This is a genomic window from Streptomyces spororaveus, assembly GCF_016755875.1.
GTDB lineage: Bacteria > Actinomycetota > Actinomycetes > Streptomycetales > Streptomycetaceae > Streptomyces > Streptomyces spororaveus.
The window spans coordinates 14,226-36,016 of the sequence record NZ_BNED01000001.1; the positions used below are offsets into that span (position 1 = coordinate 14,226).

The following is a 21,791-nucleotide window of genomic DNA, read 5'->3' on the forward strand; positions in this document are numbered from 1 at the left end:
CACAGGGTAGTCATCGCGGGCCCGTGCGGTCCCGTCCACGTCAGCTCCTCCGCCGGCGTTGCCGACTTCCTCCAGCATCGGTCCGGGCGTCACCCCGAATGCGATGCGATCCTTTGCCCCGCCCAGACCAAGGGGACGCGTAGCACAACGCTGGAATACCGCCTCTTCACCAGTACGGGGACTGCGTGGAGGCGGCCGAGTACGGCACGTGCGTCACCGCTGAGCAGCTGCGGACGGGGTCGCGCCGTGCGGCGATGGCTAGGTAGTGGGGAGGAGGTCGGCGACGAGGACGGCGAATTCCTCGGGGTCGAGGATGCGGATGCCCAGTTCTTCGGCCTTGGTGCGCTTGGAGCCTGCCTTCTCGCCCGCCACCACGAGGGTGGTGCGCTTGGACACCGACGACGATGCCTTGCCGCCGGCCCGCTCGATCAGCTCGTTCATCTCGTTCCGGGACAACACCGCAAGGGCGCCGGTCATGGCCCCGGTCACCACGACGGCCTGTCCAGCCAGCGGGCCGCCCGCCAGGTCCTCGGCGTCGTTCCCGTCGGTCGCGGGCTTCTGCGGCTCGGTGACCTGCGTGCCGACCTGCTGAGCCTGGAGCCTGTCGAGGAGCGGAACGAGTTCGACGAGCTCGGCCGCAATGACGCGGGCCTTTTCGGTGCCGATGCCGTCGACCCCGGCCAGCATGTCCGCGTCGGCTGCCCGGATCGCGGCCATCGAGCCGAAGTGCGCGGCGATCCGGCGGGACATCGTGCGCCCGGTGCCGCGGACCCCGAGGGCGCAGAACACGCGGCTCAAGGCAGCCCCGCGGGCGGTTTCGATCGCGGCCAGGAGGTTGGCGGCGCTGGTCTCACCCATCCGCTCCAGACCGAGGAGCTGCTCGCGGGTCAGTGTGAACAGGTCGGCGATGTCCTTGACCAGGCCGGCCTCCACCAGCTGGATCGCGCGTGTGCCGCCGAGGCCTTCGATGTCGAGCTGGTCCCGGCCGGCCGCGTAGATCACCGAGGCCACGGTCTGGCAGCTCCGGCCGCGTACGCACCGCCACCGCTGCTCTGAGGTGTCGATCGCGTCGCCGCAGCGGGGGCATTCCTCGGGGAAGGCGATCGGGATTTCGGCGCCGGTGCGCTGGTCGGCCAGCGGTGCCTCGACGCGGGGGATCACGTCGCCGGCCCGGTACACGAACACCTGGTCGCCGATCATGAGCCCGCGGCGGGTGATGTCGGAGGGGTTGTGGAGCGTGGCGTAGGTGACCGTCACCCCGTCGATGATCACGGGCTCCAGGACGGCGCGCGGGGCGATGATCCCGGTCCGGCCGACGTTCCACTCCACCGCCAGCAGACGCGTCACCTTGTGTTCGGCCGCCAGTTTCCGGGCCACCGCCCACCTCGGGGCGCGCGAGCCGTTGCCGGCCTGGCGCTGGTCCTCGGCCGTGTCGGCCTTGACGACGACGCCGTCGATCCCGAACGGCAGGTCTGCTCGCAGGCCCGCGATCATGTCGATACGTTCCTGCACCTGCTGCACAGTCTCGCATCGCGTCGGGGCGGCGGCCGTGCTGGCGGCCGTGTTCGCGCCGAGCGCGGCCAGGTTCTCCAGCAGGGCGACGTGGCCGAGGTCGTCCAGGCCGATCGCGCCGTAGGCGAAGAAGGTCAACTCGATCCGGTAGGGGCGGTCCTTGGCCCGTAGGGTGCCGGCCGCTCCGCTGCGAGGGTGCGCGAACGGTGTGGCCTCGTGGGCGAGCCGGATCCGGTTGGCTTCCTCGAACTGCGCGGTCGTCAGCAGCACCTCGCCGCGCAGCTCGACGTCGATCGGCTGGGCGAGTACCGGCGGCAGACCTTGGACGGCGTCGGCGGCGTGGGTGATGTCCTCGCCGGCCAGGCCGTCGCCGCGGGTGAGGACCTGAACGAGCCGGCCACCCCGGTACCGGGCGGCCACCGCGAGCCCGTCGAGCTTCGGCTCCACACACCACCCGGCCACAGGGCGCCCGAGCCGCCGTTCCAGCCCCGCGGCCCACTCGGCGAGCTCGTCGGCGTCGAAGACGTTGTCGAGGGAGAGCATCGGCACCGAGTGCGGCACATCCCCCTGCACCGCCCCGCCCGCCACCTTCCCGGTCGGCGACTCGGCAAGCACCTCGTCCGGGTGCGCATCCTCGTAGGCCGCGATGGCGCGCAGCAGCCCGTCGTACTCGTCGTCACCGAGCGGGGTGGTCCCGTCGCCGTAGTACGCGGCCGACGCCGCCACGGCAGCAGCCACGGCCTCCACATAGGCGGCAGGAGAATTCAGGGCACTGTTTTCGGTCATGAAGGTCATCATCCTGCCCCGCACTGACAACGCCGCCAGTGCGTCGGTTCAGCAGACACGGACGACCGTGGCCACTGCGTGCCGCGTCGTCCCGCCCGCCACTTCGGCCACCAGGCCGGCGGCGGCCTGCTGGTACGGCCCTCCGTCCACGGTGCGGGCCCCGCGCTACCGCCTGCCGCCCTACGGTACCGGGAGTGGGGGTTCAGCGGCGGTGGGGCGGTTGTCGCCTGGAGGGGAATATCGGTGACAGTCCGCAGCTCGGCGTCGGGCGGCCGGTGTAGTGGGAAGTCGAGGCACTCGACCCCGCCGAACTCCAGCGCCTGTCCTCGCCGCTGTCGCTCCCTATGTCGATCAGGCTGTGCTCGATCGCGGAGGAGGAACTCCAGCGGGGCTGGCTCAAAGCATTCACCGAGGAGCGGCAGGCCGGGCGGCCGCGAAGTGGCTGACCGCCTGCCGAGGAGAGCAGGGGTACGTCTCGCCGGACTCAGCTCCGAGACCGCCGAGGACGGTTGGGGCGGTGCGGGCGACGCTGTCCCGGTACGGGATCAGGTGCGGCCTCAGGTGATGAGAAGCCGCCCGGCACCGCGGCGCGCTGCGCCGGCTGCTCCACGGAAGGGGCCGTGGAGGTGGGGCGAGCTGGCTTGCCCGTGGCCAGGATGGTGATGTGTGGAATGTGCCGGGCGCAGGCCTGGCAGACCTCTGCCAGGGTCCAGACCTGGCCGACGGCCGGGTTGTGGACGAGCACCAGCAGGCTGGTACCGGCGCAGTGGACGGCGGTTTCGTGGAGGGTGCACTGAGCGCTGCCGCAGCTGCAGGCGGCGTTAGGGCGGGCGCTGGCGAGGCGTCCGTGGGCTTTGACGTGCTCTGCGGCAAAGCGGCGCATGCTCGCGGCGTCCTTCGAGCGGGGCGGCATCTTGCACTCGGCGGTGCTGCAGGTGACGGACACGGTGTGGTCGGGGTGGCCGGTGAGGCGGACCGTCCAGGTCCGTCCCGGCACGCGTGCTCCGGGCATCAGGGTCAAGTCGGGGTCCCGTCGTTGGGCTGGTCCGTGCCGGCTTCGTGCCGGGATCGTGCAGGGGGACGCCGTGCCGAGGGGGACGTCCCATCGGCGGCGGGGCGCTCTGGTTTTAGAGCGCGCGCAGGACGGCGACTACCTTGCCGAGGATAACGGCGTCGTCGCCGGGGATCGGCTGATGGGCCGCGTTGTGCGGCATGAGCCAGACCCGGCCGTTCTCGCGGCGCAGGCGCTTGACGGTGGCTTCGCCGTCCAGCATGGCGGCGACGATGTCGCCGTGGTCCGCGCTGTCGGCCTTCCTCACGGTGACGATGTCGCCGTCGCAGATGGCGGCCTCGATCATGCTGTCGCCGACCACCGTCAACGCGAACAGCTGGCCTTCGCCGACCAGGTGCCGCGGCATCGGCAGGACGTCTTCGACGAACTCCTCGGCGAGGATCGGCGTCCCGGCCGCGATGCGGCCGACGAGCGGGACCTGGACAGCCTCCGGCGTCATGCCGGCCGGGGCGTCTGGGATGTCGGCGTGCTGGTCACTGCGGACGCGGTAGGCACGGGGACGGTGCGGGTCCCGGTAGAGGAAGCCTTTGCGCTCCAGGGCCATCAGCTGGTGTGCGACGGAGGAGGTGCTGCGCAGGCGGACGCCTTCGCCGATCTCCCGCATCGAGGGCGGGTAGCCCTTGCGGGCGACGGTCTGCTCGATGAAGGCGACGATGGCCGCCTGGCGGGCGGTGAGTCCGTCCGGGCCCGGGCGGGTGACACCGGGCGGACGCCCGGGGCGGGCTTCGGATTCGATGACGTGCATGTGGTGCTCCCCCCTGAAGGGATCTTGCGTGCAGGGACAGTAACCCGCATACCACCCGAGACGGAACATCTTTTCGATAACAGGGCGTGCCGGTGTCGCCGCGGGTGGTGAGGGAGCCGGGCGGCGGCGGCCGTCCTCGGTCTCGCGCGGCTTGCAGCGGGGAAGCGCACCGCTCATGATCCGCATGTGCCGTTCCACGTCAGGCTGCGCTTCGGTCCGCCGTCCTCCCCCGCCGTCACCGGCACCTGGGACAGCGAGGCGACCGCGGAGAGGAAGTTCCGGGGGTTCATCGGCCGCTACGGCAGCCGAGCCGACGTGCGCATCGAGCTCTGGTCCGAGACCGGCGGGAATCGGGAGCGGCTGCGGACCTGGACGAAGGAGCGCGGGCTGGAAATCCACCAGGAGACGTAGGCATTGCCAGCCAAGGACGCCTCACCTTGTCCGACAACTGAGGAATCGAAAGGGCTGCAGCGGGATCCCAGGCTGCGGCCCCCGAAGAGTGCGCAGCCTCGTGGGGCTGCTGTGGATACAGCCGATGAAGCAACGTCTGACATGCGGTGACGCCCGCCACCGCATGCTCCTCTGTCGCAAGTTCCCGGATCACTCCAGGTCATCCCATGTCCAGGGGACAGCGGCACTCCCATCGGGTTCCCGCCCGAACCTGAATTGCTTCTCATGATTGCCCACCCCGATGAACACATCGAAGCACCCTGTGGCAGGAAGCCGTTCGGCGAAGGCCACCACCTGCTCCTGCGCCCCGGCCTTCCGCATCGCCTCCAGCAGCCGGGCTGCGGTGTACGGGTTGTCGAGGGAGACGTGCACGGTAGCCCGCTCCGCCAAGGCGACCGCCTGCTCCAGCATCCAGGCCTCCCGCATTGCGTCCAGTAGCGCGGCGACGGCGATTGGGGTGTAGAGGGAGACGCGCGCGGTGGCCCGCTCCGCCAAGGCGACCGCCGACTTCCGCCCCCCAGCCGTCCGCATCGCCTCCAGCAGCTGAGCCACGGCGTACCATTCATCGAGGGAGACGTGCGCGGTGGCCCGCTCCGCCAGGGCAACCGCCGACTTCCACCCCCCAGCCGTCCACATTGTCTTCAGCAGCTGAGCCACGGCGCGCGGGTTGTCGAGGGAGACGTCCGTGGCGGCTCGCTCCGCGAGGGCGACGGCCGGCTCCTGCGCCCCGGCCCTTCGCATCGCCTCCAGCAGCTCTGCGACGGCGCACGCGTTGTCGAGGGAGACGTCCGTGGCGGCCCGCTCCGCCAGGACGACCGCCTGCTCCAGCACCCCGGCCCTTCGCATCGCCTCCAGCAGCACTGCGACGGCGCACGCGTTGTCGAGGGAGACGTCCGTGGCGGCCCGCTCCGCCAGGACGACCGCCTGCTCCAGCACCCCGGCCTCCCGCGTCGCGTTCAGCAGCAGGGCGACAGCGTGTGGGTCACGGGGGAAGTCGTGCGCGGCGGCTCGCTCCGCGAGGGCGACGGCCGGCTCCTGCGCCCCGGCCCTTCGCATCGCCTCCAGCAGCTCTGCGACGGCGTGCGGGTAGTCGAGGGAGACGCACGCAGCGGCCCGCTCCGCCAGGACGACCGCCGACTCCTGGGCACCGGCCTCCCGCATCGCGTTCAACAGCAGGGCGACAGCGTGTGGGTCACGGGGGAAGTCGTGCGCGGCGGCTCGCTCCGCGAGGGCGACGGCCGGCTCCTGCGCCCCGGCCCTTCGCATCGCCTCCAGCAGCTCTGCGACGGCGTGCGGGTAGTCGAGGGAGACGCACGCAGCGGCCCGCTCCGCCAGGGCGACCGCCTGCTTCTGGGCCCCGGCCTCCCGCATCGCGTTCAACAGCTGGGCCGCGGAGTCTGGGTAGTCGAGGGAGACGCGCGTGGCGGCTCGCTCTGCCAGAGCCAATGCCGGCTCCTGGGCCCCGGCCTCCCGCATCGCGTTCAACAGCTTAACCGCGGAGTCTGGGTAGTTGAGGGAGACACGCGCGGCAGCCCACTTCGCCAGGGCGACCGCCTGCTTCTGGGCCCCGGCCTCCCGCATCGCGTTCAACAGCTGGGCCGCGGAGTCTGGGTAGTCGAGGGAGACGCGCACGGCGGGGTTACGAACCAGCCAAGCTGCCGCCTGCTCCTGCGCCCCGGGATCACGCATGACGTCCAGCAGCCAGGCCAGGTACGGGTCGTCGGCAACGTATGCGGCGGCGTGGTGGGCGGGGCGATGGTCGGTGGGGTGCAGGGCGTGAAAGCGGATGACGAGCTCGGCCGCGGCGCGAGGGTTGCCGTGGGTGGTGGCGTGTTTGTGGAGTTGGGCGGCGTCGCGGTACAGGCCGCGTCGCCATGCTGCGTTGCCGAGCGCGGTCAGGTCAGCTGGGTGGGCGTGTTCTGCTGCTGCGGTCCAGAAGTCGATCGGGGGGATCGTCTCGGCGCGGTGGCGGCGGCCGTGCTGGTCAAGGTAGTCGGCCAGCCGGTACAGCGGTCCCTGCCCGGTAGTGGTGCGCTGGTTGCGCTGGTTGCGGGGGGTGCCGGTCTTGACGGGGCTGAGGATGCCGGGGATGCCGTTGCAGGGGGTGGTGACGTAGTCGAGGGCGTGCTTGAGCCAGTCGTCGCCGGTGTGGTCCCACTCGGTGTCGGTGAGATAGCCGGGAGCGGCCTTCGCCAGCCAGGCCAGGGAGTTGCGGAGCCCGGCGCCGAGGCGACGGGCGTCCATCGCCGCGTGGATCAGCGCCCGGGTGGCGGGCGGGGCGTTGTGGTAGCGGTCCAGGAGGACCGGTACCCCGGCCAGGTACTGAGTGATCTGGCCGTCCGTGGCGAGTTCGGCGGCCTCGCCGAGCCGGGGATCACTGCCTGCGGTTTCGGCAAGCGCGGCCAGGTCGCGGCCTGTGAAGGCATCCGGCACGGTGATCCTGTGCCCGTCGAGTAACTCCCGGGCCTGGGCGTGCACGTCGGGGTGGATGCGGGTGGTCAAGGTGTCCCAGTGATCCGGCCAGAGGGTGGCCAGCACCAGCGCCGGGCCCCGCCCCGGGTTGCGCAGCAAGGCCCGCAGGCCTGCAGCGACCTTCTCACCGTCTCCGTCCGGTTCCAGGTAGAGCTGGGCCTCGTTCAACCACACAACCGTGTACGGGGCAAGGTCGGCCAGTTCGGCCAAAGCAGCCCCGGAGCGGGTGGGATCGATGGGATGCCACAGCCGCCAGGGCTCATCCCTCTCACGCAGCAGATGAAGGGCTTCCCAGCAGGCTCGGGTCTTGCCTGTGGAGGATCCGCCCACCAACACCGCGATCCGGTTCTCCCCGGCGGCGGCCTGTGCCACCACCTCCGCCAGCGCTTGGTCGTGCTGGCGCGGCACATACGCCGGAAGCACCGGAAGTGGCATCCCGCCTGACCGGGGGCCGGTGTCGATGGCGCGATGCACTTCCAGGCCGAACGCGAAGGGGTCGGTCACCTCCGACAGCAGTCGGCCCGGCCGCATCCGCTCCAGCACCGCCCGGCTCTGCCCCGCCTCGACTGCGCCACGCGTTGCATCGGCGCGCCGGCGGGCCTCGTCTTGGTACGCGCGCCGCCACCGTTCCGCATCCAGTACAGCGGCAGCCGTCGAGTCCCCAGCCAGCCCGGCGCCTGCTGCCTCGGCCCGCACAGCCCGCACCAGCGCCAGCAGTGGATCGATCTCCTGGGGGAACCGGTTACCGCGCAGCCAGTGCCCGATCGTGGTCGCGCTAACCCCGGCGGCCTCGGCCAACGCGCGGTCCGACGGCCGGCCCTGCAGACGGCCCGAACGGAACACGGCCAGCCCGGCGACTAACGCCGCGTACTCCGGGTCCAGCGACCCCAGCCCCGTCATCACGCGCTTCGCGCTCCCCCTGGCCTGTGCGCGGGTGTCCACCCCACCCCTGGACACCCCGGTGGACACACCCCGGCCGTGGCGTGAACCCTAGCGGCCCACCAGCCGCCTTCAGAGCGAAGTGTCCAATCCGCAGCCGGAATCCTGCGGGACGCCCCCCTTGGACAGCCAGCCTAAGACGCATCCCGCACGGCCCGCCACCACCACAGAAAGTTCCCACGATGAGCCCGCTGCAGATCCTGTCCCTGCTGCTCGCCCTGTCCACCGCCCTCAACATCGCCATCACTGCCAGCCTGCTCGCGCGCCGAACCGGTGCCAGCGTCCCCCAGGCCATGCTCACCGGCGCGGGCGCCGCAGCCACCAGCCTGGGCATCTACTTCACGGCCGTCGCCGCCTACACATGACCGCGCCGTACGATCTGAGGCCCCAGGCCGGCACCACTACCCACTCTCCGCACGCCCTGCAGCAGCATGCTCAGACAGGTCCGGACAACCGCGGTCGCCTATGCCCTGGCGTTGCACCAGGACTCGCCTCCGGCCCGACGCCGAGTGAGCGCCTTGGTCACCCGGGCGCCCCCTCAGGCCTCACTAGCGAACCGTCTGGAGATCGCCTACGCGTCGAGCCTCGACAGCTCTCCGACGGGAATAGCGCAGGTTCGGAATACTGCCTCTCCACCAGTGCTGATCGAAGAGGGGCCCGAGGGCGAGCACACCGTGCGTTCCTGGACGCGGGAGCGCGGCGAGGTGGAAGGGCCCTGATAGGGCCCTGGAGCGCTCTTCCTCATCACGCCGGGAGGCGCTCCGGGCCCGGTGTATGCGGGTCCGGGCTGGCGTTGCCCGTGGGGGTGATCAGGCGCAGGGTGGGAAGGCGCCGAGTGACACCGCGGTGAAGGGTGGTGCGGGCGATGGCCAGACCGGTGTGGACGGGGGTTCTGGGGTTCGGTCTCGTGAGTTCTCTGAACTAGCGAGCTTCGGCGCACGCCGCTCCAGCCGCCATCCCGGCTGGCGTGGCATCTCGACAGCCCCATTCCTGGCTGTGGAAGAGGGATGGAGCGTTAGGAACCAGGGCGCCCCAGACTGGGAGAATCTGGCCCAATGAGGACCGTGGGACGTGGCGCGCTGGTCGAGCGTGCGGCAGTGCTTACTGGAAGCGGGGGCGTTGTGTCTCCGGTGGGAGTTCGACGGCACCTACATCGCCGCCTCGGACAGCAAGACCGTGCCGTGGGAGCGGACCTACTGGACCGACGACAACGGCCGCCTGGTCGGCAAGGCCAAGGGCCACCCCGGCCAGAAGCGGACCGTCGCCCCCTGGGAGCCCAGGAAGCCGGCCCCGGCGGAGGCCGACATCGCCGACGTCTACCTCACCGGCTACTTCGGACCCCTCGCCAGCGTCCTGCGCCGCCTGTAGCCCCCGGCCCGGCCTGGCAACCAGGGAATATCCGGGTTCGTGCGCGGCACAGGCCACGCACGAGCCCGGCCAGCACCCGGAGCCGCACCGATCGGGCGACGGATCAGCCTCTGCCTCACCTACCCCTCGACACCCGCATCGGGCCCGCCGCGTACGGAGAGATCCGGAACGAAGAGCACGAGCTTCGCGGATAGGGGCGGTGACCCATCGGCCGGATGTCCGTTCTGAAGATCAATCCGCCGACTCCAGCTCAAGGCACCGCGACCTGGCTATGTGCGGGCGGGGATCTTGCCAAGCTCTACGGCCTGTACCGGCTGCTGCCGCTGTGAGTGAGGGCCTCGGCGAGCTGGTCGTGGGTCATAGTGGAGCGCCCTTCGATCCCTGCGGCTGTGGCCTTCTTGTACAGCTCGGCCTTGGTGAGCTCCATGAGCGGCCTGCCGGTGCTCGCCCGCTTCTTCGGGACCGCCTTGCGGGCGTCCTCCGCGGAGACGCCCTCGCACTTGGCGCGGACGGTGTCACGTGTGTAGTCGAGGAACGTGGTGAGCTGCGTGCGCTCGTCCCACGCGGGCGGCGTGTCGTCGATTCTGGTCATCGCGCGAAGCCTCGCCGATCACCGCAACCGCTGTCGAACGATTTCCCGACGGGCCGGCCGCCCCCGGCTCAGCCGCGGCAGGGGGCGCTGACGCCGATGTCCTTGAGGTAGCGGTCGTACTCCTTCGCCGGCAACGAGCCCGGAGTCAGGGCGCATAGGGCTTCACGCCAAGGGGCGCTCTCGATGACGCGGTGGAGGAGGGTGCCGTCGGGGGCGTAGACGAGGACACCGCCGCCGCTGCTCGAAACGATGTGCGGGGCGTCCTTGGTCGTGGGGTCGGTCGGCTCCGCCAGGTCGAGTGGCCAGAGGGCCAGCGGGTCACCCGTCGAGGCGTCCCAGATCTGAAGGGCGCTCTGTGCGCCGTCACCGGAGACCTGGGCCACATGGAGGGAATCGGCACTGAAGACGACGTAGTTTGCCAGCGGCTGCTCCGCCCCCGCCGTGGTGACCGTCCGGCCCGTGGCCACGTCGATGATCGAGACGCGCCGGTCCTCGTCCACGAGGGCCACCTTTGACCCGTCGTTGCTGACCATGAGGCTGCCCTCGTTCTCGACCGTCGCTCCGTTCCCTACCTGCTCGACCCGTCCGTTTCCCGACCAGCGCCATACGGCGATCTTGTCGGGTTCGTCGTGCAGGCGGCCAAAGGTCAGCGTGACCAGCGATTTGCGGTCCACGCTGATCGCGATGCTGCTGCCGGTGAGGCGCTGCGTGATTTCCCCGGACCGGACGTCAATCACCAACACGTCGTGCTCTGCCGCGAGTACGACGTGGAAGTCGTCGCCCAGGAAGGAGAGGGCGGACGGAACCACCCAGTTCTCGGTGCCGTACCGCGACGCCGAGATACGGCTCCCCGTGCGGGGGTCCCACACTGAGAGCTCGCCTCGGTATGTCAGTGCCACGCGGGTGCCGTCGCCGGTGGCGGCTAGGTCGTACCCGGTTTCCGTGAACTCCAGGGGTATCCGCCCGAGCTTCCGGGGGCCTTTCGTCGGATCGTCAACCGTCCAGATCTCGGTGCCGCCGTCCTTCATGCGCCGGGTGCCGAGCCGGCCGGCGGAGGTGATTTCAGCGGCTGTCAGTCCGTCTCCGTTGGGCACTGTGTGCCCGCTGCGGCTCGTCCGGCCGAAGAGGCTGATGGACCCGTCGATCGAAGCCGCCGCAACCCATGTGCCGTCGCCCGACGCGGCGACGCTGGTGACATCCCGGCTGAAGGAGCCCAGGGTGCGCTTCTTGCGCAGGCGGGAGTCGTAGAGCGACAGGGTCGGCCCGTCGGCGCCCACGATCAGCTCGGAGTTGTCAGGGAGGAGCAGGGAGGTCCAGGCGGTGCGAGGAGCACCGGTGGCGAGGCGCCGGCCCTGGGTCAGGTCCCACAGCTCCTCCTGGCCCGAGTCCGACCCGGTGGTCAGGGCACGGTCACCGGACGCCGAAACCACGGTGGTGTAGTCCTTGGCGCGGAAGCCGGGCAGGGTGCGCGTGCTCCAGGAACGGGACTGTGGGGTGAGGGTGCGGATCTGGCCGGTTGCCGGGGTCATGAGGGACAGTCGGCCCGAGCCGTCGAAGGAGATGGCGGCCCCGACGGTGGTGCCGAGGGATTCGCCGCTCACCACTGGCGTCCCGCTCGTCAGGTCCCAGACGTCGAGGAGTTCTCCTTCTCCCTCGCGGGAGGAGTGGTAGACGGCGGCCAGCCAGTGTCCGTCCCCGGACAGGGCTGTCGTGACGCCCTCGATGGCGCTGAACAGGTATCCATTTTTCGCGACCAGCTGCCGGGTCAGGCGGGCTTGCCGTACGTCCCACACTTCGAGCTGGTTGTCGTAGTTCTCCACGACCAGCGTGCCGCCGTCCGAGCTGAGCCGGAGATCCGCAAGGCCGTGGTCCGGCCAGCCCTTGGTGGGGAGGGAGGGCAGTGGCTTGCCGACGCGGAGGTCGTAGAGGTGGATGTAGCGCTGCGAGGTCGGCGGGTAATCGAGCTTGTCTGCCTCAGCGTTGTAGTCCGAGTAGTAGGCCAGTACGCCCCCGTCCCGGCTCACCGCCACCCGTGTCATGGGCCCGTGGTTGGGGCCGCGGTGAACGTTCACCCCCTCCGCCCCGCCCTGGACGTGCCGGGCCGTGTACTCGTTCGCCACGACCGCCTGGGCCAGGGCCCGGTCGGACTCGCCCGTGTGTCCGGCCTGGTCGGCGTACAGGGCGAACGAGGCGGCCTTGGCCGGGTTGACGGGTGCCTCCTCCAGGGCGCGGGCGGCGAGGGCCTGGGAGGCGGAGATGCGGGCGCGTGTGACGGCCTCGTTGCGCTGCTGCCAGGCCAGGCCCCCAGCGGCCAGGGAGGTGGCCAGCAGCAGGGACAGGGCGGCGACGGCCCCCCTGAGCATCCGGACCGCGGTGCGGCGCTGGCGGAGGTCCTCGCTCTCGACCGCGTCCTTGGTCAGGCCGCGCAGCGGGGCGAGGAGCGTGGCGACGGCGTCGCGGAAGGGTGCGTCGCGTAAGGAGTACCGGGCGGCGAGGCGGACCCCCGTGAGGTCCACCCAGAGCGGCTCCCGCGCGAACGCGCGCCGCATGGAGTCGGGGAGGCAGGTCGTCCGGCTCCAGTCGAAGTCGTTGGCGCGGCGGTCCCAGGCGATCGTGCCGTCGCTGACCGCGATGAGGAAGCGGTCCATCGGGCGGTTCCGGATCCAGAATGTGATCTCCTCGCCGACCCAGCGCGAGCGTGCGGCAGCCGGAGAGGCGACGTAGATGAAGTACTCGGACCGGCCGAGTTCCTTGAGGATCGCGCCGCCGAGATCGCTGCTCGCCGCGAGGCTGGTCGTGTCGCGGAACACGCTCACCGTCGGGCGCCGGGTCCAGGGCCGGCCGAGCCTCTGCAGACCCCGCTGGAGGGCCTGGGCGAGCGGGACGTCCTGCTGGTGGCTGTACGAGATGAAGGCGTCGCGTCTGTACGTGCGTTCGGGCATGGCTGACCCCCCGTTTGCCTGGCTCCCCTTGTGCAATCTTGGGTAACTCATAGGGTGGCAGGCGTGGTTGACGACCGGGGGAGGTTCGCGGGATGGGCTTGCGGCAGAGGTTAGGACGAAGGCGCGGCGGCGGCCGGTTCAAGGCGCAGGAGATCAACGTCAAGCTCGGGATCCCCTTCGTCGGGGAGATCAGCGGCACGTGGGAGCCCTCCGACGCCGAGCGGCAGGCCGCCTGGGAGCTGTACGTCGAACTCGCCACCCGCATCTCGGTCGTCGAGCTCGGCGAGGACGAGGGGCTGCTCCGGGAGGCGCTGTCCTCGCTCTACACGGTGTTCGCGACCACGCGGGAGATCCTGCGGCGGTACGGGCCCGCGGTCGCGCCGCGCGTCGCACCGGGGAAGGTCACCTTCGGGGCGCTGGCGGTCAACGTCCTGAACCTCTCCATCCGCCCGCTGCTCAGCCGCTGGCATCCGCTGCTGACCGCGTACGAGGCGAAGCGCGGGGAGCAGGTCGACCCCGTCGCACACGAACGGCAGTGGGACCGGGCGGCGGAACTGCGGGCGGAGATCGAGTCGGTGCGGCAGGTGCTGCTGTCGCTCGCACAGGCGCTCAACGAGGTGGCCGGCGTCGGCGACCTGATCACCGTACGGGTTCCCCAGCAGGCGACGCCGGAGGAGGCGACCTCGTAGCGCGCCCGCCCCCGCCCCGGCCCCGCCGGGCGGGAAACCCGTTCGCGGGGGCGGGGCGGCGGGTGGCAGGGTCGGGGTATGGCACCCCAGTTCCAGGTCCGGGCCGATTACGACGCGCGCGAAGAACGCCGAGACCGGCTCCACCCTGTCCCCGGCGGCGTCCAGCAGGACGTACGGCTGGGCTGGGTCGGCCACCTCGACCAGGGCACCGGTCTGTGGCAGCACGAAGTTGATCAGATCCCGAGAGGGATCACCCGTCTCAAGCATGAGCGGAAGCTAGCAGAAATGCCGTCTGACCTGCGGTTATTCGTCAATTGGTTCAGTCAACACCACCCTTCCCGTGGGCCTGTATACGGCGACGGACAGCCACACGATCCACTTCCACCAGCTCCAGCGCGGGACAGCGGACCGGATCCGGAACCGGCGCGTGAACGAGCGCACAGGCGACGAAGTGGGCCTCGCGGACATCGTTAAGGGCTACGACACCGGTGGCGAGTACGTGATCGTCGAGGCGAAGGAGCTCGACGAGATCGCTCCCGGCCGGTCCCGGTCGATCGACGTCGCCGGGTTCGTCGACCTGGACACGATCGACCCGGTCTTCTTCGACAAGACGTACTTCCTGGGGCCTCGGGGAGCCCAGTACGGGAAGGTCTATGCCCTGCTGGAGCGCGCCCTGGCCGAGTCGAACAAGGCGGGCATCGCCACGTTCGTGATGCGCGGGCGGGAGTACCTGGTCGCGCTGAAAGCTGAGGAGGCGGAGGGCCTGCTCACGATCCACACCCTTCACTGGGCCGACGAGCTGCGCGATCCGCACGCCGAGGTGCCCGACCTGCCGGGGAAGGTCGAGGCGACGGCGGCTGAGGTGAAGATGGCCATGCAGCTGATCGATGCCTTGGCCATGGAGTGGGAGCCGGAGTCGTTCCACGACTCCTTCCGCGAGAAGGTCGAGGCCCTGGTGAAGGCGAAGGCGGCCGGGGAGACGGTGGAGAAGGCCGAACCGGCGGCGCAGCCGACCGGCGCCGTCGACCTCATGGAGGCCCTGCGCGCCAGCGTCGAGCGGGCCAGGAGTCCCAAGGACACCGGCGACAAGGCCGCCTCCCCCGGCACCCGGGCGGCCGGCGGAAAGAAGGCGCCGGCCGCGAAGAAGCGGGCGCGCTCCGGGCCGGCGCACAAGGGACGGGAGCTGATGTCGCTGACCAAGGCCGAGCTGTACGAGAAGGCGGCCGCGGCCGGCATCCCGGGTCGCTCGTCCATGAACCACGACCAGCTCGCCGACGCCCTCTCCCACACCGGACGCCGCCGCAAGGCCTGACCCGCCCCGGGGCGGGCCGTCCTACGGGGTGCGGTCGTGGTTCAGGCCACCGTGACGCGCAGGACGTACGGCTCGCCCGCCAGTGCACCAGCGGCCGGGCGACTGGCAGCAGCGCCATGTCGACCGCCGAGAACAGCGGGACGACCGTGACGCCGCCGTGGGACTTGTAGTCGATCTCCACCGTGCCGACCGGGGAGACGAAACCGAGCCGCAACCGCGGCGTCGAAATCGACCCTGCGGACACCGAGCCGGCGGGCAGCCTGGTCCGGGCCGAGAGGAACGTGCCGGTCGAGCAGGGAGGGCCGGTCCCGGCGGCGCGCGAGCGTATCGACCTGGTCCGGGTGGACGTCGGGGAGCTCGACTTCGCCACCAAGGTGACGAGGAGCCCGGCACGGACCAGGTGACCGACCGCCGCCACCGTCACCCCCGGCCGGCACTGCGGCAACGGGGTGCCGAGCGCCTCCGTCAACCGGTCCGCCGCCCACCCCGCCCCCACCGGGCCCCGCAGCACGGCGCGGACCGCCTCCGGGTCGGCGGCTTCCTCACCCCTGCGGGGGGAGGCGGACCGGCCCCGGACGCACGGGAGCGGGGGCAACCGCAACAACCCCCGCCCCTCCCTCGGACGGCCTACAAGTAGTCGGCCGACTCCGCGGCGTAGGTGCCCGAGTGCGGGGCGCCGGGCAGGAGGGTTTCCGTCAGTAGCGGCACGGCGACCACGGAGCCCGGCGGCTCGGAACTGCGGAACGGCTTCGTGTATCCGTGCATGCCGGGGGGTGTACCAGCGGGTGATCTTCTTCATGACCTGCGCCCTTCCGAGGTCAAAATCCCGATGGCTCGGCTCACCCCTTCGCCGCTCTCAGTGGCTGACGCTCTCGGGGATCTTGAAGAACGCCAGGTTCCCAACCGATCACCGCCGCCGGAGGCGTCGTCCCGCCCGACCTAGGTCCTCGATCCGGACGGCGCGGTCGGGGGCGGCTAGGCGTAGACGCTGCCACCGGCGTTCGCGTTCGGCGAGGTGTTGCTCGCGGGTGTGCTGTTCGGCAGCGTCGAGGCGTTCGGCGGTGACGCCGAACAACGGCGATGCCCACTCCTGCCAGGCGATCCAGCGGTCTTCGTGGTCGTCGTAGCGGCTGCGGGCGAGTCGGCCGCGTTGGCCGGTGGTCTCCATCTGGCGGTAGGTCTCCTCGGCCATACCGAGCTGTCGGGCCATGGCGGACCGACTGCGGCCGGTGAAGATTCGCAGGTGCGCGAGCGTCTCGTGCTCGACGGTGCACAGCGCGGCTGGGTCAGTGCCAACGGCCTTCGCGAGCTGCATCAGAATTTCTGGGCGCGGGGTGCGGGTGCCAGCCAGGTAGAGGCTCACGGCGCGTTCGCTCACCCCGGTTGCCCTGGCGATCCGGGCAACAGAGGTTCCGGCGGCGGTCCGTGCTACGCGGAGCTTCGCCGCGTCGAAGCCGTACGGGGTCTCGCTCACGCCCTGCTCCTACCCACCAGGCGGGTGGTTTGTTCGGGGTGAACGGACCTTCGTGGGGTCGCGGCTGTGAAGGCTTGTTCAGGGTGAACGAACCGTGACCCTCCGGAGAGGCTCGGGGTTCGTTCACCCCCCTCAGCGTGTGGGTCAGCCAGTGACGGGCATCCGCCGCCTCCTCCTTCGATTCCTCATCCGCAAGGTCACCGGCTCTGAGAGCTGAGATCAGGCGGAGGGCGAGCAATTCCTGGAGCGGGTAGGGCAGGGCCATCTCGCCGGTGACGGTGTCAAAGGCGAGGATCTCCCGTCGTACGAGTACCTAGCGGGTCCTGGCGGGCGAGGTGCCACTCGGTCGAGGGCGTGGGCATGTCCTGCCCGGTCTGCTGGCTGGCGATGACGGCTTCGAGGTCGGCGATCCGCCGTTTCGCCCGGCTCATGGCCCAGTTCCACCTCCGCTCCCATGCCGCTTCCTCCCCTGCTTCGGGAGGCCGCGCACCAGCGCGCCGAGGAGATCACCGTCCACCGACGGGATAATCCAGCGGTTCGGGCAAGCTCTCCATCTCATGGCCGAGAACTGGACCGTCGTCCAGGACCTCGCCGCCCGCCCCGGCACCCCCTACGCCCTCGGCCGGCCTGCAGGGTCGAGTTGCAGAGCGGCGCCGGGCCAGCGACGCTCGACGTGCGCGGGTCGGGCCCACCCTTGCTGTGGGCCCGACCCGTGTCCCTTCCGGTCAGTGCCGCCCGGCTCCCGACGCCTTCCGGCCCCTTGCCGATGCCGTAGACGCCTTGGATTTGGCCTTCGCGATATCCGCTGCGGCCTGTGATGAGAATCCTGCCTCCTCCAAGAACTGCATCGCGGCGAAGATGTCCTTGCAGGTCTTGGTGAGCAGCATGATCGACAGGTCGCTCTGTGCCTCCGGCGGAAGGTTCGCCAGGGAACACTTATAGACGCGCACGGCCGCCTTGTGCAGTGACTCCAGCCTCGAAGCCGCGTACAGCTTGGCCTTGTCAACATCGTTCGTGGCCGCATAGCGGCCGTGAACCAGGGTGAAGTTGGTCTTCTTGTTCCCGCATTGGTGGTCGCGGATCCACGACTTGCCGCGCTCGAACTGGGAGGACGTGTTGCGGCCGATCGCGTCCTTCCGCTCAAGGCCGTCCTCACCGGCGTCGACCACCCGGTTCCAGATGTCCTCTCCACTGTCGTGCGCCGCTTGGCGGCGCTGTGTGGCCATCGTTACTCTCCTTCTTCGTCCTCCAGCAGGCTCGCCAGCGCCTTGTCCATGTCGGTCCGGCCTGTCTTGATGGCGCTCTCGCACCAGTCGAGGAGCATGCGCGCCTTGTGGACGTTGTCGAGTACTGCTGCCTTCGTCTCCTCGTTGTAGTCCTGGGCGTGGACCTCGGGGATGATCCGCTGCATGGAGACGAAGAACGATGCGAAGCTCCCGATCAGCCGAAGAATCTCCAGGGGCGCCTCCTTGTAGTCGACCGCCGGGGCTGCTGTTTCCTCGGCAACCTCCTCGACCTCTTCAGCATCCTCCGTGGGGGCGAGCTCAGCCTCGGCCTCAATCTCGTGATCGACCTGCTGCCAGTGTTCGTACTGGGCCTCACGCAACAGATTTCGCGAGCGCCGATCGGCGACCACCCGGCTTCGAACCTCCGGCCGTGTGATCATCTCCTTGACGACCTCGGCTGCGTCCTCATCGCTGTGCAGGAGCCGTCGGGTCCGGGCCAGCCGTTCGTCCTTGTTGCTGGGCGTGTCAAAGGCGCGGTTTGCGACCTTCTGCGCCTCGTTCACGGTCCAGCGGTTCTCCTTCGAGATGGGGTCGAACGGATCCTTCCTGATGAGGATGAAGCGGCTTCGAACATAGGCAAGCTCCCTGTGGACGGAATAACAGACGTCCTCGCGGCGCTTCTCTTCGGGCCACTGCGATGCAATCTCGTAGTGGGTTCGGAGAGTGCCCGCGTTGATGCCGATCTGGTGGGCGAGGAGTTCGATGACCTGCGCCACCTCGCCGTGTCCACGTGGATGACCGGCCAGGGCATCGATCACGAGATCGCCCAGCGCGAACTGGATGCTGGAGTTCTGCTTGATCAGCTTCCGACCCTTGCGGACGATCGCCTCCCATTCGGCCTTCGTGTAACCAGGAGGAAGAGTCAGGGTTGCCACGAGGAGCCTCCTCACTCGTGTGCCGGGCGCGTGTTCCACGCAGCCCGCAGTGGCTCTGAGCACCGCCTACGAACCAATCTACTCCCGGAGGCCACCGCCCTGCGGAGGGCCAGGAGCGGCATGCTTCCACCCCCTCCAGGAAGGCCACAGGAGCGATGCTGGAAGTAGAGGCGCGCCCCTACGACATTCGATGAGGTGTCCTCATGCGCGAGCAGCACAAGGACCCCCAGCGTGACCCTGCCCAATGGGAGGAGCACACCCGACGCGGTCGGCGGCTGGTGAGCGAGAAGCGCCGGCTGCAAGTCAGCCTTGGTGATCTCGCGCTCAGTGCTCTGGGGCCGCGAGCCAGGGACGACGAGGCGCTTCGGAGCCTTGCACGCCAGATAGGCATAAGCCCTACCACCGAGGATCGCGCCGCCGTCCCGCCTCCAGCCCCCTCAGTGCCGCCCGGACGGCGCCCGTCACCTGAGAACCGAGGAGGTGACCGTTGAGCCATGACCCGCCGCAAGCTGATCCCAGAGGTCTGGTACTGCAAGTACTGCTACCACCGTCGGCGGATCGACATCGGCCCGGACGGCAGCCTGATCGTCTGCACCGTGTGCGGCTACGGGCTCGCTCCGTTGGAAGACGTCATCGCTGCCGGCTCCGTGCGCACCTGGTACGAGGGAATATGCGATGCCTTCTACCGCAAACTCGAATCTGACCCCGAGTCCGACGAATGGCCTCAGTAGAGACCGGAGCAAGATCCCTCTCAGCGGTGAGCAGAAGTTCGGACTCGGCGACATCATCCTCTCTCTGACCGAGCACGGTGCCTGTACCCGCGGTCAGCGCCGCGCCGTGATGATCCGCTTCGCTGAAGAGATCGGGCTTCCGGTCCAACGACTGGAGCGGTACCGCAGAGTCGCAGCCGCCTGGCCGCCGGAGAAGCGTCACCCCGAGGTCTCATGGACGGTCCACGAGATCCTCGCTCCGTACCCAGGCAGGTCCAGGCTTCTGGACCAGACAGGGAATCCACTCTGAGAGGCACCGGCTCGCATCGCCTCGACGATGTCCGCCCAGGTACTCGGGGGTCGTCACCCCGGTGGCGGGGAGCGTCTACCGGCTCCAGCTGGGCGACGCGGCCGAGCCCCTCGTGCTGAGGGTGGCGCCGCCCGCCGAGCGGCACTTTGGCTCCGAGGCGCACCTGATGCGCAACGAGTACGCCTCCGTGCCGTGGCTGGCGCCGATCGCTGCTCTGATGCCGAAGGTGCTGGCCTCGGACTTCACCGGCACGGTCCTCGACAGGGACTGGATGATCCAGTCCTTCCTGCCCGGCTCCCCCGCGCCGCAGAGGCTGGGCTCGTTCCCGAAGGACACGCACGGGCTGTTCTTCCGGCAGCTGGGCGAGATCACGGCCGCCGTGCACGCCGTGGTGGGCCCGTACTTCGGGCCCGTCGTCGGGCCCGGCCACGGATGCTGGAGTCAGGCCGTCGTCGCGTCGCTGCGGCAGATCGCCAACGATATGGAGGGCTGCGGCCTGGACGCGGTCGACCTGCGCCAGGCCGCCGACGTCGCGCAGGACGGCGCCCACCTGCTCGACGAGGTTGGCGAGCCCCGGCTGCTGACCGGGGACCTGTGGACGGTGAACACCCTGCTCGCGCCAGCGCCGGTCCCAGCGATCTGCGGTGTCCTGGACATGACCGAACCTGGTGGGGTGACCCGGAAGCGGACTGGACGATGCGGATGGCCCGGGCCAAGCAGGACGAGCGGCTGTCCTTCTTCGACGGCTACCCTGCGCGGGCCGACACTGAGTCCGGACGTTGGCGGCGGCGTGTGTACGAGGTGCGGCACCTCGGCGCACTGCGCCTGGAGCGGCACCGGCTAGGCAACGAGGCCGGCGTCAAGGACTCCTACCGGGCAGTGGCCGAGGAACTGACCCCACTGATCTGATCTGCGATCACGAGGAGGGTGTCACCAACGCTGTGGCGCCCCTCCTACTTGTCGTCGAGGCGGCTTGGCTCCGGGTGTTGGGCGATCAAGCGGCGAAGGCGATGTACGTGCCGAGGGTGAGGCCGGAGAAGGTGATGAGCTGGCGGGGCTTGAGGCAGGTGAACGCGGCGTGCATCGCGATACCGGCGGCGACGGCGTACGGCATGGTCTGCTCGATGAGCAGCGCGGGGGGCAGTGCGAGCTCTGCCGCGATGACGGTGGCCGCGAGCGTGCGCCACAGGCGGATGTCACGGTCGGTGAGATTGCCCGCGTGGCGTCGAACGATGGCGGGGACGGCGTACTGGCGCCGGTAGGGCAGCCGGTCCCTGACCTGGGCGTAGGTGTGAATCCACTGGGCGAGGTAGAGCCCGCTGCGGAACTGGTTGCTGCGGATTTTCTGCCAGGCGGAGTTCCAGTAGATGTCGGTCGTGATCAGTACGAGGAGGCACTGCGCCCACGTGTTCGCCGTGCTGGCGCCGTGCTCGATGTGCAGGCTGTGGCCGAGATCGTTGGCAAGTAGGAGGCAGGTGCCTGTCAGCAGGGTGTAGCGGACCGCGTTGGGGCTCTTGAGGTAGGCCAGTTCCATCGCGGCGCCGGCCAGGACCAGCAGCAGCGCAAGCCGGGGCACGAGTCCGGCGCCCAGGCTGAGGGCAGCGGCCGTGCGAACGATCAGCGCGGGCCGGTAGAGGGTGATCAGGAGGCGGGAGCGGGCGGGGCCGAACCGCTGCTCGGCGAGGTGGGCGCTGAGCGATCCGGGGGCGAGGCGGTCCCAGCCGCCCTGCCCGAAGGAGAGCACGAAGCGTACGGCGACCACAGACGCGAAGACGATCCGGAACAGCTGGAGGCGGCCGGGGTCGGTGGGGTGCTGGAAGCCGGAGGTGACGGCGTCAAAGAACCACATGGCCGTCCCTCACTTCCACGTGCTGCTCCCCGCGGGCGGACAGGACGCGGCCGGCGCCGTCAATCCGTTCGTACCGGCCGCTGCGGGTGAGGTGGTCCAGGATCGCCTGGAGCTGGGGCGGGCCGAGGATGAAGCTGCCGGGTGAGAGGTAGTCGTAGACGTTCACCGGCTCGGTGCGGCCGTCGCTCGTGGTGCCGGTGAGCGAGATGATCGTAAAGGTGGCCCGGCAGAACATCTTCCAGCGAAACCAGCGGCCGCGCGCCGGGGTGAAGCCGGTGATCATCCACGCCACGAGGGCGAGGGCGAGCGTGGTCTGGACAGCGGACAGCGCCGATGGGTGCATGGTGAGAGCCTCCGTGTCGGGAGGGTGAAAGTGGCGGCGGTCGGCCCCGTGAACGGGGCGTCCGC

Annotated in this window: 20 protein-coding genes and 1 pseudogene; 8 read left to right on the forward strand and 13 right to left on the reverse strand. The window is 70.0% G+C overall.

Annotated features, from left to right (window positions below; all coding sequences use genetic code 11):
- Window positions 1–258: 258 nt before the first annotated feature.
- From ligA to lexA, 3 genes are all read right to left on the reverse strand, one after another.
- Window positions 259–2,307: an NAD-dependent DNA ligase LigA gene (gene ligA / locus Sspor_RS00075; RefSeq protein WP_202197098.1), complete on the reverse strand. Its 2,049-nt coding sequence runs from the start codon at window positions 2,305–2,307 to the stop codon at window positions 259–261.
- Between the two features lie 475 nt (window positions 2,308–2,782).
- Entirely contained in the window at window positions 2,783–3,295 is a 513-nt protein-coding gene (locus Sspor_RS00080) for a hypothetical protein (RefSeq protein WP_237403551.1), read from the reverse strand.
- Window positions 3,296–3,425: 130 nt separating this feature from the next.
- Window positions 3,426–4,115: a transcriptional repressor LexA gene (lexA, locus tag Sspor_RS00085; protein ID WP_202197100.1), complete on the reverse strand. Its 690-nt coding sequence runs from the start codon at window positions 4,113–4,115 to the stop codon at window positions 3,426–3,428.
- A gap of 186 nt (window positions 4,116–4,301) precedes the next feature.
- Here lexA and Sspor_RS00090 point away from each other — a divergent pair, with 186 nt between their 5' ends.
- Window positions 4,302–4,526 carry a hypothetical protein gene (locus Sspor_RS00090; protein WP_202197101.1) on the forward strand — a complete coding sequence of 75 codons (225 nt, stop codon included), beginning with the start codon at window positions 4,302–4,304 and terminating at the stop codon, window positions 4,524–4,526.
- Window positions 4,527–4,715: 189 nt separating this feature from the next.
- Here the strand turns inward: Sspor_RS00090 and Sspor_RS00095 are convergent, their stop codons facing one another.
- Window positions 4,716–7,937 (reverse strand): hypothetical protein, encoded by a 3,222-nt coding sequence (locus Sspor_RS00095; RefSeq protein ID WP_202197102.1) that lies wholly within the window; start codon window positions 7,935–7,937, stop codon window positions 4,716–4,718.
- 221 nt (window positions 7,938–8,158) lie between these two features.
- On the opposite strand from Sspor_RS00095, the gene Sspor_RS00100 reads away from it, so the two are divergent.
- Together Sspor_RS00100 and Sspor_RS00105 are read left to right on the forward strand one after the other, a co-directional pair.
- Window positions 8,159–8,341: a hypothetical protein gene (locus Sspor_RS00100; RefSeq protein WP_202197103.1), complete on the forward strand. Its 183-nt coding sequence runs from the start codon at window positions 8,159–8,161 to the stop codon at window positions 8,339–8,341.
- Window positions 8,342–9,047: 706 nt separating this feature from the next.
- Complete coding sequence (locus Sspor_RS00105) at window positions 9,048–9,344, forward strand: hypothetical protein (protein ID WP_202197104.1); 297 nt, start codon at window positions 9,048–9,050, stop codon at window positions 9,342–9,344.
- Between the two features lie 415 nt (window positions 9,345–9,759).
- On the opposite strand, the pseudogene Sspor_RS41245 reads toward Sspor_RS00105, so the two are convergent.
- Both Sspor_RS41245 and Sspor_RS00115 read right to left on the reverse strand, forming a co-directional pair.
- Window positions 9,760–9,936: pseudogene (locus Sspor_RS41245) on the reverse strand (mini-circle protein); the annotation flags it as partial.
- Window positions 9,937–10,004: 68 nt separating this feature from the next.
- Window positions 10,005–12,878 carry a toll/interleukin-1 receptor domain-containing protein gene (locus tag Sspor_RS00115; protein ID WP_202197105.1) on the reverse strand — a complete coding sequence of 958 codons (2,874 nt, stop codon included), beginning with the start codon at window positions 12,876–12,878 and terminating at the stop codon, window positions 10,005–10,007.
- A gap of 92 nt (window positions 12,879–12,970) precedes the next feature.
- Between Sspor_RS00115 and Sspor_RS00120 the strand changes: the two genes are divergently transcribed.
- The 3 genes from Sspor_RS00120 to Sspor_RS00130 all read left to right on the forward strand — a co-directional run bounded on the left by Sspor_RS00120 (window position 12,971) and on the right by Sspor_RS00130 (window position 15,283).
- Entirely contained in the window at window positions 12,971–13,567 is a 597-nt protein-coding gene (locus Sspor_RS00120) for a hypothetical protein (RefSeq protein WP_237403552.1), read from the forward strand.
- A gap of 313 nt (window positions 13,568–13,880) precedes the next feature.
- Window positions 13,881–14,879 carry a non-homologous end joining protein Ku gene (gene ku, locus Sspor_RS00125; RefSeq protein WP_272934802.1) on the forward strand — a complete coding sequence of 333 codons (999 nt, stop codon included), beginning with the start codon at window positions 13,881–13,883 and terminating at the stop codon, window positions 14,877–14,879.
- A gap of 182 nt (window positions 14,880–15,061) precedes the next feature.
- A complete protein-coding gene (locus Sspor_RS00130; protein WP_202197107.1) occupies window positions 15,062–15,283 on the forward strand; it encodes a hypothetical protein in 222 nt (73 codons plus the stop codon).
- A gap of 223 nt (window positions 15,284–15,506) precedes the next feature.
- On the opposite strand, the gene Sspor_RS00135 is transcribed toward Sspor_RS00130, so the two are convergent.
- The 5 genes from Sspor_RS00135 to Sspor_RS00155 all read right to left on the reverse strand — a co-directional run bounded on the left by Sspor_RS00135 (window position 15,507) and on the right by Sspor_RS00155 (window position 18,514).
- Entirely contained in the window at window positions 15,507–15,644 is a 138-nt protein-coding gene (locus tag Sspor_RS00135) for a hypothetical protein (RefSeq protein WP_202197108.1), read from the reverse strand.
- 142 nt (window positions 15,645–15,786) lie between these two features.
- The gene (locus tag Sspor_RS00140; RefSeq protein WP_202197109.1) at window positions 15,787–16,353 is read right to left on the reverse strand and encodes a helix-turn-helix domain-containing protein; all 567 of its coding nucleotides are present in this window, start codon (window positions 16,351–16,353) and stop codon (window positions 15,787–15,789) included.
- A gap of 281 nt (window positions 16,354–16,634) precedes the next feature.
- Window positions 16,635–16,784 (reverse strand): hypothetical protein, encoded by a 150-nt coding sequence (locus tag Sspor_RS00145; RefSeq protein WP_202197110.1) that lies wholly within the window; start codon window positions 16,782–16,784, stop codon window positions 16,635–16,637.
- Window positions 16,785–17,078: 294 nt separating this feature from the next.
- Window positions 17,079–17,579, reverse strand: coding sequence for a hypothetical protein (locus Sspor_RS00150; protein WP_202197111.1), 501 nt, complete (start codon window positions 17,577–17,579; stop codon window positions 17,079–17,081).
- Window positions 17,580–17,581: 2 nt separating this feature from the next.
- Window positions 17,582–18,514 (reverse strand): DUF6192 family protein, encoded by a 933-nt coding sequence (locus tag Sspor_RS00155; RefSeq protein WP_202197112.1) that lies wholly within the window; start codon window positions 18,512–18,514, stop codon window positions 17,582–17,584.
- Window positions 18,515–19,008: 494 nt separating this feature from the next.
- Between Sspor_RS00155 and Sspor_RS00160 the strand changes: the two genes are divergently transcribed.
- Both Sspor_RS00160 and Sspor_RS00165 read left to right on the forward strand, forming a co-directional pair.
- On the forward strand, window positions 19,009–19,245 hold the full coding sequence (locus tag Sspor_RS00160; protein WP_202197113.1) for a hypothetical protein: 237 nt from the start codon (window positions 19,009–19,011) through the stop codon (window positions 19,243–19,245).
- Window positions 19,246–19,595: 350 nt separating this feature from the next.
- Window positions 19,596–20,378: a phosphotransferase family protein gene (locus Sspor_RS00165; RefSeq protein ID WP_237403554.1), complete on the forward strand. Its 783-nt coding sequence runs from the start codon at window positions 19,596–19,598 to the stop codon at window positions 20,376–20,378.
- Window positions 20,379–20,528: 150 nt separating this feature from the next.
- On the opposite strand, the gene Sspor_RS00170 is transcribed toward Sspor_RS00165, so the two are convergent.
- Window positions 20,529–21,383 carry a hypothetical protein gene (locus Sspor_RS00170; protein ID WP_202197114.1) on the reverse strand — a complete coding sequence of 285 codons (855 nt, stop codon included), beginning with the start codon at window positions 21,381–21,383 and terminating at the stop codon, window positions 20,529–20,531.
- Complete coding sequence (locus tag Sspor_RS00175; protein ID WP_202197115.1) at window positions 21,370–21,726, reverse strand: hypothetical protein; 357 nt, start codon at window positions 21,724–21,726, stop codon at window positions 21,370–21,372. Before Sspor_RS00175 ends, Sspor_RS00170 begins: the two co-directional genes overlap by 14 nt.
- Window positions 21,727–21,791: the final 65 nt, after the last annotated feature.

What these genes read in the sequence shown, in the direction of transcription:
- ligA (WP_202197098.1), bottom strand. Translation starts at nt 2,307, where the DNA reads ATGACCTTCATGACCGAAAACAGTGCCCTGAATTCTCCTGCCGCCTAT.
- lexA (WP_202197100.1), bottom strand. Translation starts at nt 4,115, where the DNA reads ATGCACGTCATCGAATCCGAAGCCCGCCCCGGGCGTCCGCCCGGTGTC.
- Sspor_RS00095 (WP_202197102.1), bottom strand. Translation starts at nt 7,937, where the DNA reads ATGACGGGGCTGGGGTCGCTGGACCCGGAGTACGCGGCGTTAGTCGCC.
- Sspor_RS00100 (WP_202197103.1), top strand. Translation starts at nt 8,159, where the DNA reads ATGAGCCCGCTGCAGATCCTGTCCCTGCTGCTCGCCCTGTCCACCGCC.
- Sspor_RS00115 (WP_202197105.1), bottom strand. Translation starts at nt 12,878, where the DNA reads ATGCCCGAACGCACGTACAGACGCGACGCCTTCATCTCGTACAGCCAC.
- Sspor_RS00120 (WP_237403552.1), top strand. Translation starts at nt 12,971, where the DNA reads ATGGGCTTGCGGCAGAGGTTAGGACGAAGGCGCGGCGGCGGCCGGTTC.
- Sspor_RS00135 (WP_202197108.1), bottom strand. Translation starts at nt 15,644, where the DNA reads ATGCACGGATACACGAAGCCGTTCCGCAGTTCCGAGCCGCCGGGCTCC.
- Sspor_RS00145 (WP_202197110.1), bottom strand. Translation starts at nt 16,784, where the DNA reads ATGAGCCGGGCGAAACGGCGGATCGCCGACCTCGAAGCCGTCATCGCC.
- Sspor_RS00150 (WP_202197111.1), bottom strand. Translation starts at nt 17,579, where the DNA reads ATGGCCACACAGCGCCGCCAAGCGGCGCACGACAGTGGAGAGGACATC.
- Sspor_RS00160 (WP_202197113.1), top strand. Translation starts at nt 19,009, where the DNA reads ATGACCCGCCGCAAGCTGATCCCAGAGGTCTGGTACTGCAAGTACTGC.
- Sspor_RS00170 (WP_202197114.1), bottom strand. Translation starts at nt 21,383, where the DNA reads ATGTGGTTCTTTGACGCCGTCACCTCCGGCTTCCAGCACCCCACCGAC.
- Sspor_RS00175 (WP_202197115.1), bottom strand. Translation starts at nt 21,726, where the DNA reads ATGCACCCATCGGCGCTGTCCGCTGTCCAGACCACGCTCGCCCTCGCC.